We start from the raw sequence: 16154 nt of genomic DNA, 5'->3' as shown, positions 1-16154 counted from the left end.
GCGCTGTCTTTACATCGATAGGTTTATAAGGAATTTAACCTTATAAAAACAATCAGTAAGCGTCAAAATAAGACATAACGCCGCATAGCCACTTCGTGTATATATCATCACTATTTAGGAATAGTCATTAGCGGTGAAATATATTAATCAGCGCGATGACAATGGAATATTTAGACTTAATTTAAACCATTTTGACTTCGTTATTCCTATAAAAGTAGAGGTTAATTAGATTGACCTTTAATAAACACGCTCTAGAGGAATAAAAATGAGAAAAAAACGAGATAGCTTTCAAAAAAAGAATAAAAAAAGCAATTATGAAGATAAGTTTGAGTTGATGGTAAAAGAATACCACAGCGCAAAAGAAGTATTAGACGCAATGCCAGAAGGTTCGGCTGACTACGACAAGCAGAAAAAGCACTGTGAATCTCTATTTGCTAATGCCGAGCGCTTTTTTAAGCGAAATCAGTAGGCCAATTTAACGCCTAGATAAACATCCGGCAAAACACCATATACGGTAAGGGAGCATCTGCTCCCTTACTTTCAATTAAACCCAACCTTCCGCTAAGTACATCAGTCGCAATTGACTTGGTGAGCCCAGTTTATCTAATGCATCCAACTGAGCGTCACTCAGGTTCGGGCATTTATCAAGGTATACTCGTCCATTTTCTGCATCAAGTGGCAGTTTGTAAGTCAGCTTTTCATTGATTTGACTCGCCTCACCTTTATCGATCGCTCGAACTGCAGGCATGAGCCAATCCCAATCTTCGCCCAACAGCTTTTTAAACGCACTATGAGCAGTTGCCTCAGTTTTACTTGGCGCATCTTCTGGACTTAGCTTCAAGATAGAATCAACGTCAGGGACTAAGTGTTCACTTGGCTCTGAGCCCAACATCTTTTTCAACGTTAAGCGAGCATCTTCCATCTCTTGTGCTTCTTTAGGCGCTTGAGGTGATGTCATCGCCGTGTTCTCTTTAGGACCAAGGTACGCCATCAATGCGCGTACAGAAGCTGGATCTTGCATACTGAAGGTAAAGTCTCCTTTGGCATTAGAAACTTCAAGCCTTGGTAAAACACCAGACATCTCACCTTGCATGAGTTGCTCTTTGACTTCTGTATTTAGTCCGTATGCTCCAGCTTGGTTCGCAACAAAACCACCACCACTGATGATGCCAGTCGTGGCAGCCGAACCAATGGCTTCTTTTGCTATCGGCGTAACACCCGCTGTCGCTACAGAGCTCACACCAAAAGTACCCAAGCTCCCTGTCGCCATGCCCAATGTTGCCCCAACTGCACCTTCAGCTGATAACATTGCATGACCTTGAGCCAATGTTTGTTGCGTCGGCATAGAGAGACGTTGGTCTCGCCCTGGAAGCTGCGAAATTTGCTCCAGCTGATGGTGGTAAGCTTCAGCATCGCCATTGACTGCCGCTTTGTGCAGCTCACGTCCTGTTGAAATTAATAGCCCTACGCCAGGCAAAGCTAGGTTGATGACAGCATTAACGCCAGAACCTTTCAGTTTTTCTTTGCCCATCTGTAACAGTTCGGCACCAAAACCATCCATTTTCCCCGGGTACTGAGCCTCTAAACTCACCTGCATACGCGGATCTTTGCTGATCGCGTCAAACGTATTTTTAAGCTGCTGGTACGTATCGCTGCTCACCTTGACTTCATCCAACAAGCTGACAACTTCTAAGATTTTGCGCTCAGTAAGCGGCTCACCGCGATAACCAGAAGGGCTAACTAATGAGTAAGCTAGCAAGGCAACCTCAGGCTTTTCTTGTTTAAGTAGCGCCTGTTTCAAATCAAGGTGAGTTTTGATGTTTTCTTGGAAAAACTTAGTGTATTTGCTTCTCAACACGCCTTCGTGGATAGAAGCAAACTTGTGACCTTTATGGAACGTTGAAGGTTCTTTTACTTCACCTCTTTTACTGATCACTCGGTCATCTTTTTGCGCAGCGACTGCACGAAACTGTTCTAGATCAGGTACTGGGCTTTGGCTGATTTTTTGCGTTGTATTGACCATTTTTCTCTCCTACACACGAAGTGATTGAACATGAGCTTGTTCATGATTAGGGGTGGTTGGAATCGCTTGATCCAACATTGCAAAACGCGCTTGCCACAATTCAGTCTGTTCAATAACCTCATGAAACCAAGCAGTAAGATTCGTCGTGTTTAGGTGCTCAACTGGTTTACGTCCCGCTAAGACAAGCTGTCGACCATTTGGGGCTAAAGCAAGTGCAAGGCTGCCACTACCGATGCCCTGATAATTAGCATGAGCAAGAAGCTCTAAACCTTTTAGTCTTTGTTCGCCCGACTTTTCTAATCCTCCGAACGTCACGGACAACATTAAGTCATCCGTATCTGTTGCGATGAAATACAGCATGTAGCGGTCGTCGACCAGTAGCTGACAACGTTCATTGTCTTCAAAATTCAGTTCGGGTAACTCATTGAGTTGGCAAAACTCCAAGAGCAGTTGTTGAATCGTGTTCATAACTTTTTCCTTTTGTTTCAATAACTCTATTGAACAACGATTGCAGATTGAACGATGTCGGTAATGGCTTTATTTTTGTCACTTTCTCGTCTTCATTGTGAGGTTTTCCGCAGAAATCTCGCTCTAAAAATGAGTTGCCAGAGTAATAAAAAAGAGCAGCTCAGGGCTGCTCTTTCAATAAAGGTTAGAAGATTAGTATTATGTGTTTGCTCACTTCTTTTGCAGAGCGACTAACCCAGTTTATGGCTATCAAAAATGACTTCTGTTGGCGGGAACATATTCGAAACAGGTGGTCGCTGCGCATCTCCAAACATTGGTGCACCGAATGCGGATGTTGCCCAAGGATCAACAATTTTCACATCCTTACTCCATGTTGATGGATCTTTGATATCACTCCCCTCTTGTCGACCAACCAGTACATAAAGGTGTGTACCTGAATGACCCTTTTTAAACGCAACCACTTCTACTTTAGGCTCACCTTCAGGTGTGCCTGACATGCCTTGAATCATCTCAGCAGCGGCAGCAAAGGCAAATGTAGTACAGCAGCCGGCTTTCGCGTTTTGTACTGCCTTAGCAATGTTCTGTAGAGTGCTTAATTGCGGTGCGGTTCCTCTTTGTGCTGCAGCTTGAACTCCGTTTGCGGACATAGTCGCTCGTTGATCTTGCATGATTCGCGCTTGATTCGCGTGAAGCGCTTCTAGTCTAGGCTTTCCTTTGGTTTCATAAAACTGCGAACCTTTTACACCAAATGTATTTAAGTCTGTACAGGCAAAATCACCAAGCTTTTGAAGGTTAGCTTTATGTTCGTTGATCAGCGCTATACTCGATGAGGTTTTATTCGCTTTAGAAGAAGAGGCCGTTTGTGCGGCTGGCCAATGTGAGCTCGGACCAGACGACAATCTCTCAAGATTTTTCAGACTACCAAGCGTTAACTTGTTTTCACCGTTCAACACATTTTGCAGCATCAGCTTAGCAACATCTTTAGGAATGCCCTGCTTCGTGAGCAGATTCACCACAATGTCTTTCGCTTTATTCTGGTGGCTAATACGCGCGCTGACGCTTTTGTTTTTGGGCGCCCCTTCTTTAACAAAAATATCTTTGCCATTATGCGCTCGAACCTCTTTATCGTCAGCTTGATTTTGTGTCGCCAAATGGGATGTTAACTGACTCAACGAATGCATGTGTGATGTATTAATATTGACCATGTTTGATGCCTTAAACCTGAATAAATGCGTGTACGTCTGTTTGGCTAAAATCTACAACCGTATTGTTCTGAAATAACTGAGCCCAAGTATCCACTAGCTCATTCAGTTGAATCATTAAGTTAGCAATATTGGTGAGTTCACTCTCGGCCGCGATGGCAACCTGAAGAACCACATCTTTAGTGGTTGGATTAACGCAAAACTGCACACCGCCGGTTTCTCGATATAAGAAGTTGTATTCAAGTAAAACTTGAAGTTTGTCTAACGTAATATCCTCTTGTTCTATGTGCAGGTTTTTAGAAATCAACAACTCGCCTTTTTCCTCCACAAGCAGAACATCGACACTGTTATTTTCAGCAAAATGCAGTGACCACATTTGATCGTCATACGCTGTCACGCGCTCAAGGTTCAGCACTTCTCCCAATTCAGAGAGAAGCATATTAATCTTTCCTGTATCCATGTTGTGTCCTGTCTAATTTAATATACCTAAGTAGCTTCGAAATATATGATGCAGCGAGACGACTTGGGTATAACGGCTTATTTAAATAAGCTCATAAGGATAAGAGCGATTTTATGGCGTGATAGACACAAGAGCTTTATTTAAACGTCTCAATTTTATTGCTATTAGCCGTTTTAGCGAGGTAGAAAAATGAAGAGTAAGTTGGATAAAGAAATAAGAAAAGAGCGGCAATCGCCGCTCTAAAATTGGAATAGAAGAGAAAAATTACTTGATGCCGTGAAGGCTGTTCTCTGCGTTCATAGCCAAAGGATTGAATGAGTCGTTACGAAGTTCTGCTATCGCGTATAGCATGCGTCCCATGCGACCGTTTCCATCGGTGAACCCGTGATACCCAATGACTCCTGCAAACAAGTGTTTACCCAGATCTTTATCCGCCACTGGGTTTTCTTTCAAAAATCCTTCAATGTGCTGCTTTAGCATCCCCTCACCGCCAATACTTGAAGGCAAAGTACCACCCGAAATATTTGGCCCTCGGTAGTCACGTTCAACATCAGGTACCAATCGAGCGTGTAGCTCTTTTAAGTTGTCCATATTCAATAAGTCTTTACCATTAGACGCGTACTCTTTAAGTAAAGACGTAATGTTTTCGGCATCGTTTCCTTTAGAGTTAGAAGCATTAATGATCCACGCCGCAGCTCGTTCGACATTATCGGTGACGCCACTTTTGTTAAACGCGTCCTCTGCCAGTCCTTCAGCGTATACACCTTGGCTTAGATCGGTGCTTGCTAGACCTTCGATATGGCGTTGCGCCGATTTAAGATGCATCACCTCCATATCAAACACCGCTTGCATTTGATTGATGCTACCTGCTGGATTTTTTTGCGCTGCAGACACACCACCGCCGTAGTCTTTTACTACACGTCCAGCAAGCGACTTCGCTGCACTTTCTCCAATCAGTGATGTGAGGTTTTTACCAGAATCGGTTTCTAGCATTGATTCTGTCATTGCTCGCTCCGCTAACTGGTTTAGCTCAGCAGAGTGCGATTGGACCGTTTTGCTATCCAATTTTGCGAATGCATTTAATACATCTGATGCGGTTTTTATGTTTCCATCTTTGAAGAACATTTGTCCATGCTCAACAGAAGAAGCAGCTCGTAAACGCTGAGCTTGGCCTTGCTCATTATCAAATACGGCTTTTGTAAGGGCTTTCGCAACCGATTGTGAGCTGCCTTCGCGAAACAATTTTCCTGTCGCTTCAAAAAATCGCGCTACCGCACCATTAGTAGGATTGGTACGAGTAAATTCTTGGGTCGCTGCGTTGATTTGATATTCTTTGCCACCAATACTCAGCTTGCCTTCGTTTAGTATCTCGTTGCGAGCTTGCGGCATGGCAGCCTGCAATGCGCTAACACTTCCAAAACTGATCATGTTTTAAACCCTTAATGTGGAAAAATGAGTAGTACTCGTTACCGGGACTTCGGTTGTTTTATTGATTACTTTTTGCGTGTTCGCACTTTTTAGCCATTCGATGAAATTCGCTAATGATTCATCAAGAAAAGAAGCAGTTAACAGTTGCTGGTGCAGGTGTGTGAAACCGATGTATCCCGTTTCTGCCTCCCAGAATACCGCTGGAGAGCCTTGCGTTAAGGCATCTTTCATATGTTGATGCAAAACATCATCACTCGGCTTATCGCCTGAAATCAGCCCAATAAGTGTCAGGCGATCTTCTTGTGCGCGAATTGTGATTGCTGTGTTTTGGTCAATGAGTAGATGACAACAATCATCCTCATCAAAAACCAGCGACTCCAGTTGGCAGCGGCTGGCAAAATCTGTCAGTAAAGAAGTTATAAATCCATTAGCCATTCGACTAAATAATCCTATTTTTGTTGTTTTAGAGGCGCTGCTTGGTTGCAACACTTATCACCTAAGCAGCTTTCTTAGGTGTATTCTTAAGGATTTATGGCAGTGAATATTTTAGAAATGGTCGGATTTTTTTTGTTTAAAGGCATTAAAATGAAAAAACTCAGCAAGTACTGAGTTTTTTAAGATTTATTCATGAATCGTAATTTTACGCTCGCTGAGTTGCTTCACCATCGCTTGCTTTAATGCATGCAGCTGTCCATCAATACTGGCGTCGATGATCCCGACTTCAGTTTCCAGAATGCAGCCTCCATTTTTCAAGCGAGCGTCTGCTACCACGTCAACGTAACCGACTTCAGGGTAATCACTCAATACACCAGCCACCTTTTCCCTCACATCAACAACCTGCTCTGGATGGACATGTAAAATGACCTGCTTTTGGTTGCTCACCAATTGCAACGCTTCTCGCACGACGCTCACCGTGGTATCGACATCATCAAAGGTATCGATGATCTTACGTACCGCTTCTAACACCACGCCTGTCATTTTTTCTTCGACTTGCTGATAGTAATCATTACAACGCGCTAGGGTTTCAACCATCGTTTGCGCATTTTCAATCTTGGCTTGTGCGAGACCATCTTGATAACCACGTTGTTTTTCAGTTTCGTAGGCTTGTTGGGCATTAGCAATTATGCTTTCAGCTTTGGAGTTCGCGGCTTCAACTAAGTGTTGCGAATCAAGATAACTGGCATAATCTTTCGCTTTCAGCACCTTTAAGCCAGGTGCCAGCTGCAAGTTGTCTGTTTTTATTTCAACAAATGAAACCATTGGGGAATAACCTGTTTTGCAATTTTTTTTGTGAGTCGATACGCCAGATCTCGCTGATCTTTTGCCAACCAGCTAGCCATTTCCGTACTCTCGCTGAGCTGCTGTTCTAGTTTGAATTGCCAACGCAGGACAATGTCTTCTGGCGAGTTAACTAAAACAAACCTTATCCAGGAGTACCCAAGCGCTTGCATTTTTGCTTCAACAGACCGCTCATCCAATGATTCTGGCAACGGATGTTGCCAACCTTGCGGCCAACTGGATAACAACATCGGCCCGTTTTGAATCAAGAACCGAGCGCCTTCCAATCCAAAGACGTTGTTCAGAACCTGTTTCGGATGTTTTAAAACAACGCCTCGCATTGCCACACAATGTAAAGCTCCGCCCACCATCAGTACGAGTTGGTTCAACGCATCCGCTGGGAGCAACGCCAAGCTATGGCAAGGTTTGTTAAAAGCCGTCTCTGGAACTGGAGATAACGCCCACTCATTTATGCACCATTGGTTAAACATGGGGTTATCTCTCCAACCTTCAATATTTAGTAACCAAGGCTGTTTCTGTTCTATCCAACTTTTATGGATGTATTGGCAAAGCGCGTAGTTAAACTGATGTTGTACCTGCGCGAGTGGTGTTTCTGGTTTAACCACGCTTTGTGTTCCTGCGGCACCAAGTAAAAGTAGCGATATTTGAACCGATAAGCGCAGCTACCAAGAACACCAAAATGGCGATAAGATTATTCGCCGTCTCTTTGGTGACCTGAACCGACAAAATGCTTTTAAATTGATTGTTTTGAGTAGCAATTCGTACCTCTGATGAGGGTACCATCACTACGCTGATTCGATCGTAATTCAACCCCTCAATACTATTGTTCACCAATAATTTAATCTGAGGAACATACGAATCAAGCGCAATATCCGCCGCGTGTTTAATAAACACAGAGGCAGACGCAGGAGTTGGACGCTCTCCTGGACGTAGATCTTGATCTTCCAAAACAACATGAACACGTGCCACCAGCACGCCATCAATCTGAGATAAGGTTGAAGAAAGTTCTTGAGATTTCGCGTACACCAAACGTGCTCGTTCTGCTAATGGCGACGAGATCAAATCGTCTTTGGGAAACACCTCTTTCAATGTAGAAAACTGCTCTCTTGGATACCCTTTTCGCTTCAGCGCGTCTACCGCGAAGGCGATTTGAGAACTGTCTACCATTAACTTGACGGTGTTGTCTTTGTCAGGTTCTTTTGTTGCAACGACACCTTCGGATAATAAGATCGACAACATCTCATTCCCCTCTTTCTGAGTTACGTTGGTGTACAGCTCGGTCTGACAACCCACCAGAAACAACGTGAGCATGATGAAAACCGCTCTCATTTTATTCATCATCACTATTGTGCCTTCAATAAGGTTTCTACGTTTTGTGTGGTTTTACCCACGGTTTTCGCGATCAGCTCTTCTTGAAAAGTAATGCGCGTCAGTGCCCACTGCATTTGCAGTAATTGCGCCGGATCATCACCCACCATCTTCATGTTGTCTTGCAGGTTACTTTTCGCGTTATCGATAGTATTTTTTAACTCGCTGATGTTTTCGAGCAAACCGCCCTCCAAGCCATTATTCGCCTCGGGAACCGACATGGCTTGTTCGAAACGTTCACTTAAACCGTCCTCGACTTGTGCATCCTGCAACTTATCAATGTTGGTTTGCATCACCTCGGTGTACTGCGTGTTTATCATATGTACTCCTAAGACAAATCTAACTTGTGACTATGAGTCACGATGTTTTTCACCATCGCATTTTTTTGGATCATGAAGCTAAGCTCATCACGAACCATGTCCAGTGTTGATGCCATATCAGGTAACGACTTCAACTCAGCCCAACTGTGCCACAAGGCTTGTTCTTTCTGGGCACCCAGTGGAAAATGCTGCGCCAACATTTCTTTAAGTGCTGCTTTATCAGCAGGAGGTTCGGCAATAAGCTGGCCCGAAAAATTCCCTAGTAACTCCTGCTTCAACACCTTTAACAAATCAGATTGTGGCTGTTCGGTGCCCTTTGCACTCTTCGCCTCATAAAAGGCGTACCACATTGCCTCTCGTTTAACTTGAGGATCGGAGAACGCTTCATTCAACGACGATAAGACGCTTTGTTTACTGACAACATCTGCGTCTTTTAGTGATTCATACCACGCTTTGATGTCCGCCAGTTTCGCTTCTGTTTTCTCTAACGTCTCTTTTGGAGAGGCGTGTGAGGCTTCCGCTTGCTTGGCATTACGCTCCATGAGCATATTCATCTTATCTTCATCGCTCCGCTCATAATGGTGCGACTCCGATTGGCGCAGAGGTTGTGATTGAAGAGTTAGATTGCTTGAATCAACGATCATCCAAGGTTCCTAATGTCCTGAGAAAAGCTTGCTGCAAATGCTTGGCTTTCTTCGCTTCCCTGTGATGCGAGTTCTACCCAACTTTCCGCTTTGCTCAATAAACCAGCTTTGCCGGAAGCAAGGGCCGCTAAACTGATCAGATCAGGATAGGCGTTGCAAAGTGGTTCTAGCAATTGATGAGCCTCTTCGTACAAGCCTTTATTCATAAGGCTCATTGCACGAATCATCACCACGGTCTCTTCAGAACCGGAGCTTGCTTCAAGGCCGTCCGCAATCGTGTTAGCTTCTTGATGACGATGCATACCGGTTGCCATCAGCGCGATTTCAGCCAGCAATTGGCGCATTTCTCGTTCCATGCTTTATACCTTTTGGAGAATCGACTGCATCACATCTTTAATCGCACGAGTGGTGGTCGCATTGATGTTGTAAACAACAGACCATTGGTTGATCGCGTGCTGAAGTTCAGCCAGCTTAGATGGGTCATCGGCGTTTGTTTCTAGGTTCTTGATGGCTGCCGTCACTTCTGTGTTGGCATCTTTCGCTTGTTTTTCTAACTTAGCTTTAACATCATCAAGGTTTACACTGTTACTAGCATCGTAAAATGACATAAGACTTCCTCGTATTTTTAGTTCGCTTCGTATGATTCAACGACCGCATGTGCGGCGGTGTAAGCTTCATACTGTTTGAGTAGCAATTGGTACTGCTGTGGTGAGCACCCTAAATCCAACTGACGTTTCACCACCGCTTGTGCTTCTAAGAGCTTGCTCTTAATCTTGTGCACTTCCGCACCGTTTTTGTCGTTATTTAAAATTTGTTCAAGATTTGTCATTGTTCGTCTCGCCCTCGTATCCGAGTTCTATTGTTATCACCCGCCCGCCTTTGACCAGCTCAATGCCAGCAGGCGTAACACTGGATATGCGGTAGCCTTGAGGCGTTCTTGCACCAACCATGTAACGAACGTTATCAGTCAGAATCACATATGGAACCTGACCAAAGTTAACGCTACGAAAAGGGAAATCGATGTTGGTGCCTTTACTCACCTTAGGTATGGATTTCAAAACTAAATATGGTTTTTCACCATATTGTTCTCGGAAGTCTCGAGTCACACCGTAAAATCGAGTCGTTTCGATATCATCAAGTTCCCCGCGTACTTCGATGCGATCACCGCTAGTAACCAACTGGACTTTTTTCAGTAGCTCTGCATCCGTCAATAAGGCTTTTAGCGTATCCATGTAGGCACCCGCTCTTTGCAGTTCAACCTTCCACGCTACTAGGCCCGGTACGTCTCGCTCTAAAATTTGCTCAACTTGGTTCCAGCGGCTTGCATCATCGATATAACCCGTCAGTAACAGTGTGCCCGTCTCATCCCCATTTTCGACTTTCACCTGGTGATAGCCGAGGTTTCGCAAAATAAATCGAACCCCGCGACGGATTTCTTCCATCGTTCTTAAGTCACTTTTGTAATTGATACCTAGTACATCAATTCGACCAAGCAGATCGAGTTTCTGAGTTCGATCTTCAACATAGCCTTCCAAAACCGCTTGGCGTGCGGCGGCATTCCATTCCACACGAACGTCGCTAAGTTTGAGCTCGCCTAAGATGTTGCGCACCAAAACAATGGGTTCTGCTTCTGTGACAGTCTCATTATTGTTTCCGTTAGCTTGGCTGTACCACATACCAGCAAAAATGACACTCGGGACAAAACTACAAAGCAAGGCGATGAGCGTTGTTTTTTTCCAGCTAGAGCGTTGTACAGCAACAACAGGTGTATCCTGTTCGCTAGATTCGTCGCTGACGTTACTCACGATTAACGCATCTTCTGCGTACCCCAGTGCGAACTTCACAACGCCTACAGAGACAACGGCATGGCGTGACAACTCGATCCCATCATCTTCAACAGAGATGTTTTCACCGTTAATATTTGCCTCTTTGCAGCCTCGTAAAATGACCGAGTCTTGCTGGCAAACCAACGTGAAATGGTTAGCTTCGACCCCAGCATCAGACAGCACGAGATCTGCGATAAAGTCGTCACTGCCAAGCACAAGAGCGCCCTCAGGTAAGGTGACTTCAACTCCGGAATGCACGCCTGATAAAATACGAATTTTCCATTGCTGCATCGCGGTTAAGGCTCCTCTGATGGATGCACACACTCACTTTGTGAGTCATCGCATTCCAATACTTTTACACGCCAACCCTTTTGCCCTGTCGGCAATTGGCACTGCGTCAATTGAGACGACTGTTGCTGTGACAATAAGTCTTGCTGATAGCGCTCTGCTTGAGTCTTTGATGTGCAGCTATACACTTCGACGACCGATTTAAATTCAGCACTGTTGTTGGAAATGTTGTTGAGCTTGCCAATGCTTGGTCGCAGATCGTACTCATTACCAATCAACACACTATCGCCAATACCATCCACAACGATTCGCGGTTCTAGAATAAACATGCGCACCGTGCGGCGTTTAGTGTTGGTATTACTTCTAAACAACGCACCTAAATATGGGATGTCTCCCAACAGTGGTACTTTACGTAACTGATGACTCACTTCATCTCGATAAACACCACCGATGAGCAAGCTCTGTCCTTGCTTCACCGTCGCCAAGGTACTGATTTCAGTTTTACGAACGGAAGGAAGGTCGTCGACACCACCATCGGTAATCTTTGCCCCGTCTTCGAGATGAAGGCTCAGATTGATTTTTGGTCGGGCAGCAAACCTGTCACCAACGATACGCGGGACAATTCTCAGTAACGTGCCGTACGTGACCTCTTCCAGTGCTGCGGTCTCTTTACCAACCAGCTTGACGTAAAACGTGCTGCTGTTGTTCAGTACAGCTTCGACATTTTCTTGGGTTAGCAGTGTTGGTCTTGAAACCACTTGAGCACTGCCTTGAGATTCCAATAAACGGATTTGAGCCAACAGGTAATTCAGATTGGTTGAATCAAGCAAAGACTTAAAATTTTGTCCGCTGCCGAGAGTCACATCACCCGAACTCACATCCCCTGTTGTTTTGATATCAACAATTCGATTATTTCCGACAGACACTCCCGCTCGCCAATCCACGCCTAACTGACTTAAATCGTTGGCACTGATGTCGACAATCGATAACGCAACTTCAATTCTTGATTGCGGTTGGTCCAATTGAGCGACCAGTTTGCGATAGAGCGGTAATCGCGCTTGAGTATCACGAACAATAATCGCATTAAGGCCCGGCTCTGCTTCAACCGTTGCTCCGCCATGAACTGAGGCGGTTTTATTGCTTTTTACAGGCGTATCTGAACTGGTAACTTCTTTGTTCGACGCACTCGTCACTTGAGTTTGAACACCAGACACGACTCGCTTTAAAACCGATGCGATACCCGGAACCGTAATGGTCTGATCTCGATATGCAATTTCTCTATCCGTTGCAGAAGCGTACTTCAAAGGAATTATTTCAACGAATAACTCGTCGGTTGAATTCGATTTCTGCAGCAGGCGCGTTTCTAATGCTTCGGCCGTTTGTACAACTAAGTCGACATAACGTGGAGGACCTGCAAGATAAACCAACCCTTTACTCTCAGCGGCCCTCCACCCATAGCGCGAATCCCACACTCCAGTGGAAATTAACGTGCTTCGTAGCTCTCTGGCGGTCAATAATTCTAATTGGAGTAAACGTGAGCGCGTTTCTGTCGCCTTATAGACATGTAAGACGGCACCATCGAAATACCACATCAAGTTATAGACTTGCGATAAGTAGTCGAGGAACTCAGCCGGATCATCAGGAGTAAAACGTCCACTCACTCGATCATTAACTTTGTCACTCACAGAAACCGAAACGCGATAGTTTGCGCCAAAGTTATTCAACAACTCTTTTAATGAGTCGTTATCTGCATAGTATCGGAATGGTTGTTCGGGCCAGTGTAAGTCTGTTGCTTGTGCGAATCCCAACGGAGCAAAGCTCACAGCACACAACAGTATCTTTGTGGCAGCACGTCTGATGTTCGGAAAGACTTTTCGCATCATGGCAACCACACATTATGATTAATCGTGTGGTTCACGCGCTCGTGCTCCAATAATGCCATATAACGCTCACATAGATTAACGTGCTTGGAAAGCAAAGAAGAGAACAGCTCAATCGAACAGTCCTCGATCCTCACTTTGCTTTGTAAAATCAGCTGCTGATCATCATTCGCTGTTAGTACGCAGCCATCTTCACGGATTGTTTTTAATGAGAGCTGCATGCAACGTTGTAACGCTTGTTCTTGTTGATAATCTAGATGCTCTTTAAACTGGAAGGGTAAAGCCGCTTCCCATAAAAACCATGATGCGTGTTGTTTGATGGTCAGTGACAACTGATCAACCTCGATGTTGTAAGAACCATTTTCTGAGGCAATAAAATCCCCTACCTTTAGCGTTTCCGCTAAAGATTTCATCATCTTATCTAACATTTAACGCCCTATTTAAATCTGGCTGAGGTGATTGCAAGCCTGGCCGCACTGGCCGCTTTGAGTGTCAAAATAGTAGTGATCGATGTCGCCAACAATTTGCATGCTCTTGAACCACTGCCATACTTTCGCAACCGCATTTTGGTCGTTGTAAACCACATCACATGCATCCCAGACTTCGTTCAGCTCAGGAGCTTCAAGTCGAACTTCCGAACACCACTTTTTCCACTCAGAGATAAACTGAGCAGTCGTAGAAGTGTACTCTGCGAACCCTTTAAGCTCGTCTAGGGACGGTTGCCACTTCTCAATTAACGAACGATGACATTCAATCACTTGCATCTGTTGTTCGCTCAACGTCCCGAGTTGATCTTTCAACTGGTGTTGTTGGCGCTCAATTAAATCGAGCTGCTGTTGCACAAACACCGCACTGGTGTCCTCTCCCGATAGTTTCGACCAATATTCCTTTTGAATATCGAGCTGATTGATAAGCTGTTCCACTTTAATGGAGGCATGCAAAGCGCTTTGATCAACTTGACGGTTAATCCACTCGTTTAGAGATAAATGAAAACAAAGCATCAACGTTTTTGGTACCGCTAAATTGAAGCGAAAACCAAGACGCGCGTTGATGTATTCCAGTCTTTGTTCAAAAGTCACGAGTGTGCGGCTATCACTGAGCTGCGACCCAATTTCCAAAAATAAACGCATGGCGAATCGGTCAAGCGACGCACCGAGCTTTTGATACGTTTTCACCAACTGGCTTGCGCACAGGCTATCGACGACGCTTCTATCCAACAAGCGCTGAAGTAAAGATAACTGTTCATAATTAATGACGCCTTCACTCAACAATTGTCGGTGATTGACGTGCACAACATTGAAATCCTGCGTTGATCTAGAAGCACTTTCATATCGAGCTCCTCTCTGCAAAACAGTCACTTTCCGTTGTGTCACAATGCTGTCTGGAAAAAGCGAACGGCGTCGCCAATGCTGCTTTTTCATTTATGTTCGTCTCCGCACCCCTCTCGAACGATCCAGAAAGAAAGAGGTGTAATAATTTTTAATCGTTCGTTGTTACATGACGCATAATAGAATTTACGCTGATGAGTGACTTTCAAAATTAGTCAGAAAATTTTAGTCCCAAGTCATTTCATTTCGCGATAGCTACTTGATCGTCTCCCGAACGTACACGGCTTGGCGTCGTTCCAAAACGACGGCGGTAACTCTGCGTAAAGTAAGACTGACTAGAAAACCCAGCCTCCATCGCCACATCCACGATGCTCATCTTACTCGTCAACAGGAGTTTATGAGCGTGCAACAATCGGCGCTCACTGATCCAAGCTCTTGGAGAAATGCCATAGTGCTCATTAAATAGCTCTTTAAAAGTCGTTAAGCTAGCACCAAACTCTTGCGCATAGTCAGTCAACTTCCACTCTTTGAGATAGTGTTGTTCCATAAATCGACGTAACCGTTCCGATGTTCGGTTAGTTTGTTGTGACAACAACGCATAGAGTGATTCTCCTCCTTTGCCGTGCAGCAAAAGAATGAGTAACTCTTCATATTTTAGGCACATGATCGCATCTGGATACGCCTGTTGCTCAAGCGTCTGCATGCTGGAAAGCACTTGCTCTACGAGTATGTTCAAACCAAAAGTAAACAAGCCAGAACAAACTTTATCTACCTTGGGCAGCATCATCAAAAGATCACTGTGCTTTTGTAATAGCTGGCTAACGAGTTCGTTGTCGTAGGTTATAATCGACGCTTTGTATGCCCCGTCTAAGGGCGAGTACTCGAATAAGTAATCCCCTTGGGATAGAAACACCCCGTTTTCTGCCGCAACATCGATTGTGCAATCACCTGTTTGAACTCGAAGCTGACCATTGTGAACGACAACAATGTGAGATTGGTCTGAGTGAAATACTTCGTCAGATTTTTCATAGCGGGAAAAACTACGAATTTTTCGCGAGCTCGAGCCGACCTTTTCTGTGTTTAGTTGGCCTGACACATCCATTTTCTACCCTTCATTATTTTGAGTTTCTCAGTACGAGTGTTGAGAAACTTTCAAAGCAATACTTTGATTGTTGTTATTTCTAAGTACTGCTATATCAATTAAAGAAGCAAAGAAAAGAGCATAGAAGTTCATATCACTTACCATACCCCCCGAATAATTAGCGAATATCCTAAGCATTACCCTTACCTAAAGGTAAAAGTTTATCTTAGTAAACTCTGCTGTCCGTCTTTATTATTTTTATCAGATAGCGTTTATTATTAGCCAAAACTTAAATATCATTTCGTTATTAAAGTTTAGGATTTTTGTTATACATTAGAATAAAATTAAATAGATTATGGTATCGTTTATCGAACAAACTGAAATTTCCAAAATCTTAAAATTGTATGTTTTATAGCCTAAAACGCCAAGCCAACGTGTTCAAGGAGCGAGATATAATCATAAAGAATGCTATTTTTGCAACAAGTATAAGTCTAAAAAACAACTGACCCGATGACTTAAACCATGTGATTAATGTTTGT

Annotated in this window: 20 protein-coding genes; 1 reads left to right on the top strand and 19 read right to left on the bottom strand. The window is 44.2% G+C overall.

Translation table 11 applies throughout. From position 1 onward, the window contains the following. Positions 1-265 precede the first annotated feature (265 nt). Positions 266-469, top strand: a complete 204-nt coding sequence (locus tag VEA_RS09080) for a hypothetical protein (RefSeq protein ID WP_005395134.1) — start codon at positions 266-268, stop codon at positions 467-469. Between the two features lie 75 nt (positions 470-544). On the opposite strand, the gene VEA_RS09075 is transcribed toward VEA_RS09080, so the two are convergent. The 19 genes from VEA_RS09075 to VEA_RS08985 form a co-directional block, all read right to left on the bottom strand. Continuing rightward, positions 545-2023, bottom strand: a complete 1479-nt coding sequence (locus VEA_RS09075; RefSeq protein ID WP_006741527.1) for a hypothetical protein — start codon at positions 2021-2023, stop codon at positions 545-547. A 9-nt stretch (positions 2024-2032) separates the two neighbouring features. Further along, positions 2033-2491: a CesT family type III secretion system chaperone gene (locus VEA_RS09070; RefSeq protein WP_005395137.1), complete on the bottom strand. Its 459-nt coding sequence runs from the start codon at positions 2489-2491 to the stop codon at positions 2033-2035. A gap of 230 nt (positions 2492-2721) precedes the next feature. Next, positions 2722-3696 (bottom strand): type III secretion system effector VopR, encoded by a 975-nt coding sequence (gene vopR, locus VEA_RS09065; RefSeq protein ID WP_006741526.1) that lies wholly within the window; start codon positions 3694-3696, stop codon positions 2722-2724. Between the two features lie 10 nt (positions 3697-3706). Next, positions 3707-4153, bottom strand: coding sequence for a type III secretion system chaperone (locus tag VEA_RS09060; protein ID WP_031780449.1), 447 nt, complete (start codon positions 4151-4153; stop codon positions 3707-3709). 264 nt (positions 4154-4417) lie between these two features. After that, positions 4418-5581, bottom strand: coding sequence for a VopS family T3SS effector adenosine monophosphate-protein transferase (locus VEA_RS09055; protein WP_006741525.1), 1164 nt, complete (start codon positions 5579-5581; stop codon positions 4418-4420). A 3-nt stretch (positions 5582-5584) separates the two neighbouring features. Then, positions 5585-6070, bottom strand: a complete 486-nt coding sequence (locus VEA_RS09050) for a CesT family type III secretion system chaperone (RefSeq protein WP_230198177.1) — start codon at positions 6068-6070, stop codon at positions 5585-5587. Between the two features lie 132 nt (positions 6071-6202). Continuing rightward, complete coding sequence (locus tag VEA_RS09045; RefSeq protein ID WP_006741524.1) at positions 6203-6841, bottom strand: HrpE/YscL family type III secretion apparatus protein; 639 nt, start codon at positions 6839-6841, stop codon at positions 6203-6205. Further along, entirely contained in the window at positions 6820-7485 is a 666-nt protein-coding gene (gene vscK / locus VEA_RS09040; protein WP_006741523.1) for a SctK family type III secretion system sorting platform protein VscK, read from the bottom strand. Before vscK ends, VEA_RS09045 begins: the two co-directional genes overlap by 22 nt. Continuing rightward, positions 7478-8224 (bottom strand): type III secretion system inner membrane ring lipoprotein SctJ, encoded by a 747-nt coding sequence (gene sctJ / locus VEA_RS09035; RefSeq protein ID WP_081442429.1) that lies wholly within the window; start codon positions 8222-8224, stop codon positions 7478-7480. The genes vscK and sctJ overlap by 8 nt, the downstream gene beginning before the upstream one ends. Further along, the gene (vscI, locus tag VEA_RS09030; RefSeq protein WP_005377202.1) at positions 8224-8568 is read right to left on the bottom strand and encodes a SctI family type III secretion system inner rod subunit VscI; all 345 of its coding nucleotides are present in this window, start codon (positions 8566-8568) and stop codon (positions 8224-8226) included. Before vscI ends, sctJ begins: the two co-directional genes overlap by 1 nt. 8 nt (positions 8569-8576) lie before the next feature. Then, entirely contained in the window at positions 8577-9212 is a 636-nt protein-coding gene (locus VEA_RS09025) for a YopR family T3SS polymerization control protein (RefSeq protein WP_006741521.1), read from the bottom strand. Then, positions 9209-9568, bottom strand: a complete 360-nt coding sequence (locus VEA_RS09020) for a YscG family type III secretion system chaperone (RefSeq protein WP_012841768.1) — start codon at positions 9566-9568, stop codon at positions 9209-9211. The genes VEA_RS09025 and VEA_RS09020 overlap by 4 nt, the downstream gene beginning before the upstream one ends. A gap of 3 nt (positions 9569-9571) precedes the next feature. Beyond that, positions 9572-9820 (bottom strand): type III secretion system needle filament subunit SctF, encoded by a 249-nt coding sequence (gene sctF / locus VEA_RS09015; protein WP_012841767.1) that lies wholly within the window; start codon positions 9818-9820, stop codon positions 9572-9574. 17 nt (positions 9821-9837) lie between these two features. After that, positions 9838-10041 carry an EscE/YscE/SsaE family type III secretion system needle protein co-chaperone gene (locus VEA_RS09010; RefSeq protein ID WP_012841766.1) on the bottom strand — a complete coding sequence of 68 codons (204 nt, stop codon included), beginning with the start codon at positions 10039-10041 and terminating at the stop codon, positions 9838-9840. Continuing rightward, positions 10028-11329, bottom strand: a complete 1302-nt coding sequence (gene sctD, locus VEA_RS09005) for a type III secretion system inner membrane ring subunit SctD (RefSeq protein WP_012841765.1) — start codon at positions 11327-11329, stop codon at positions 10028-10030. Before sctD ends, VEA_RS09010 begins: the two co-directional genes overlap by 14 nt. Before the next feature lie 5 nt (positions 11330-11334). Next, complete coding sequence (gene sctC / locus VEA_RS09000) at positions 11335-13209, bottom strand: type III secretion system outer membrane ring subunit SctC (protein ID WP_006741519.1); 1875 nt, start codon at positions 13207-13209, stop codon at positions 11335-11337. After that, positions 13206-13634 carry a YscB family type III secretion system chaperone gene (locus tag VEA_RS08995; protein ID WP_012841763.1) on the bottom strand — a complete coding sequence of 143 codons (429 nt, stop codon included), beginning with the start codon at positions 13632-13634 and terminating at the stop codon, positions 13206-13208. Before VEA_RS08995 ends, sctC begins: the two co-directional genes overlap by 4 nt. A 12-nt stretch (positions 13635-13646) precedes the next feature. Further along, positions 13647-14627 carry a T3SS regulon anti-activator ExsD domain-containing protein gene (locus VEA_RS08990; RefSeq protein ID WP_006741518.1) on the bottom strand — a complete coding sequence of 327 codons (981 nt, stop codon included), beginning with the start codon at positions 14625-14627 and terminating at the stop codon, positions 13647-13649. Between the two features lie 148 nt (positions 14628-14775). Continuing rightward, on the bottom strand, positions 14776-15636 hold the full coding sequence (locus VEA_RS08985; protein ID WP_006741517.1) for a helix-turn-helix transcriptional regulator: 861 nt from the start codon (positions 15634-15636) through the stop codon (positions 14776-14778). Positions 15637-16154: the final 518 nt, after the last annotated feature.

The organism is Vibrio antiquarius (assembly GCF_000024825.1).
Lineage (GTDB): Bacteria > Pseudomonadota > Gammaproteobacteria > Enterobacterales > Vibrionaceae > Vibrio > Vibrio diabolicus.
This window is presented reverse-complemented; position numbering and strand designations above follow the sequence as displayed.

Excerpts from the sequence above, each read along its gene's own strand:
- vopR (WP_006741526.1), bottom strand. The coding sequence starts at position 3,696 with ATGGTCAATATTAATACATCACACATGCATTCGTTGAGTCAGTTAACA.
- sctF (WP_012841767.1), bottom strand. The coding sequence starts at position 9,820 with ATGTCATTTTACGATGCTAGTAACAGTGTAAACCTTGATGATGTTAAA.
- VEA_RS09010 (WP_012841766.1), bottom strand. The coding sequence starts at position 10,041 with ATGACAAATCTTGAACAAATTTTAAATAACGACAAAAACGGTGCGGAA.
- VEA_RS08990 (WP_006741518.1), bottom strand. The coding sequence starts at position 14,627 with ATGAAAAAGCAGCATTGGCGACGCCGTTCGCTTTTTCCAGACAGCATT.
- sctC (WP_006741519.1), bottom strand. The coding sequence starts at position 13,209 with ATGATGCGAAAAGTCTTTCCGAACATCAGACGTGCTGCCACAAAGATA.
- sctD (WP_012841765.1), bottom strand. The coding sequence starts at position 11,329 with ATGCAGCAATGGAAAATTCGTATTTTATCAGGCGTGCATTCCGGAGTT.
- VEA_RS09025 (WP_006741521.1), bottom strand. The coding sequence starts at position 9,212 with ATGATCGTTGATTCAAGCAATCTAACTCTTCAATCACAACCTCTGCGC.
- vscI (WP_005377202.1), bottom strand. The coding sequence starts at position 8,568 with ATGATAAACACGCAGTACACCGAGGTGATGCAAACCAACATTGATAAG.
- VEA_RS09070 (WP_005395137.1), bottom strand. The coding sequence starts at position 2,491 with ATGAACACGATTCAACAACTGCTCTTGGAGTTTTGCCAACTCAATGAG.
- VEA_RS09055 (WP_006741525.1), bottom strand. The coding sequence starts at position 5,581 with ATGATCAGTTTTGGAAGTGTTAGCGCATTGCAGGCTGCCATGCCGCAA.
- VEA_RS09080 (WP_005395134.1), top strand. The coding sequence starts at position 266 with ATGAGAAAAAAACGAGATAGCTTTCAAAAAAAGAATAAAAAAAGCAAT.
- VEA_RS08985 (WP_006741517.1), bottom strand. The coding sequence starts at position 15,636 with ATGGATGTGTCAGGCCAACTAAACACAGAAAAGGTCGGCTCGAGCTCG.
- VEA_RS09060 (WP_031780449.1), bottom strand. The coding sequence starts at position 4,153 with ATGGATACAGGAAAGATTAATATGCTTCTCTCTGAATTGGGAGAAGTG.
- VEA_RS09045 (WP_006741524.1), bottom strand. The coding sequence starts at position 6,841 with ATGGTTTCATTTGTTGAAATAAAAACAGACAACTTGCAGCTGGCACCT.
- VEA_RS09020 (WP_012841768.1), bottom strand. The coding sequence starts at position 9,568 with ATGGAACGAGAAATGCGCCAATTGCTGGCTGAAATCGCGCTGATGGCA.
- VEA_RS09075 (WP_006741527.1), bottom strand. The coding sequence starts at position 2,023 with ATGGTCAATACAACGCAAAAAATCAGCCAAAGCCCAGTACCTGATCTA.
- VEA_RS08995 (WP_012841763.1), bottom strand. The coding sequence starts at position 13,634 with ATGTTAGATAAGATGATGAAATCTTTAGCGGAAACGCTAAAGGTAGGG.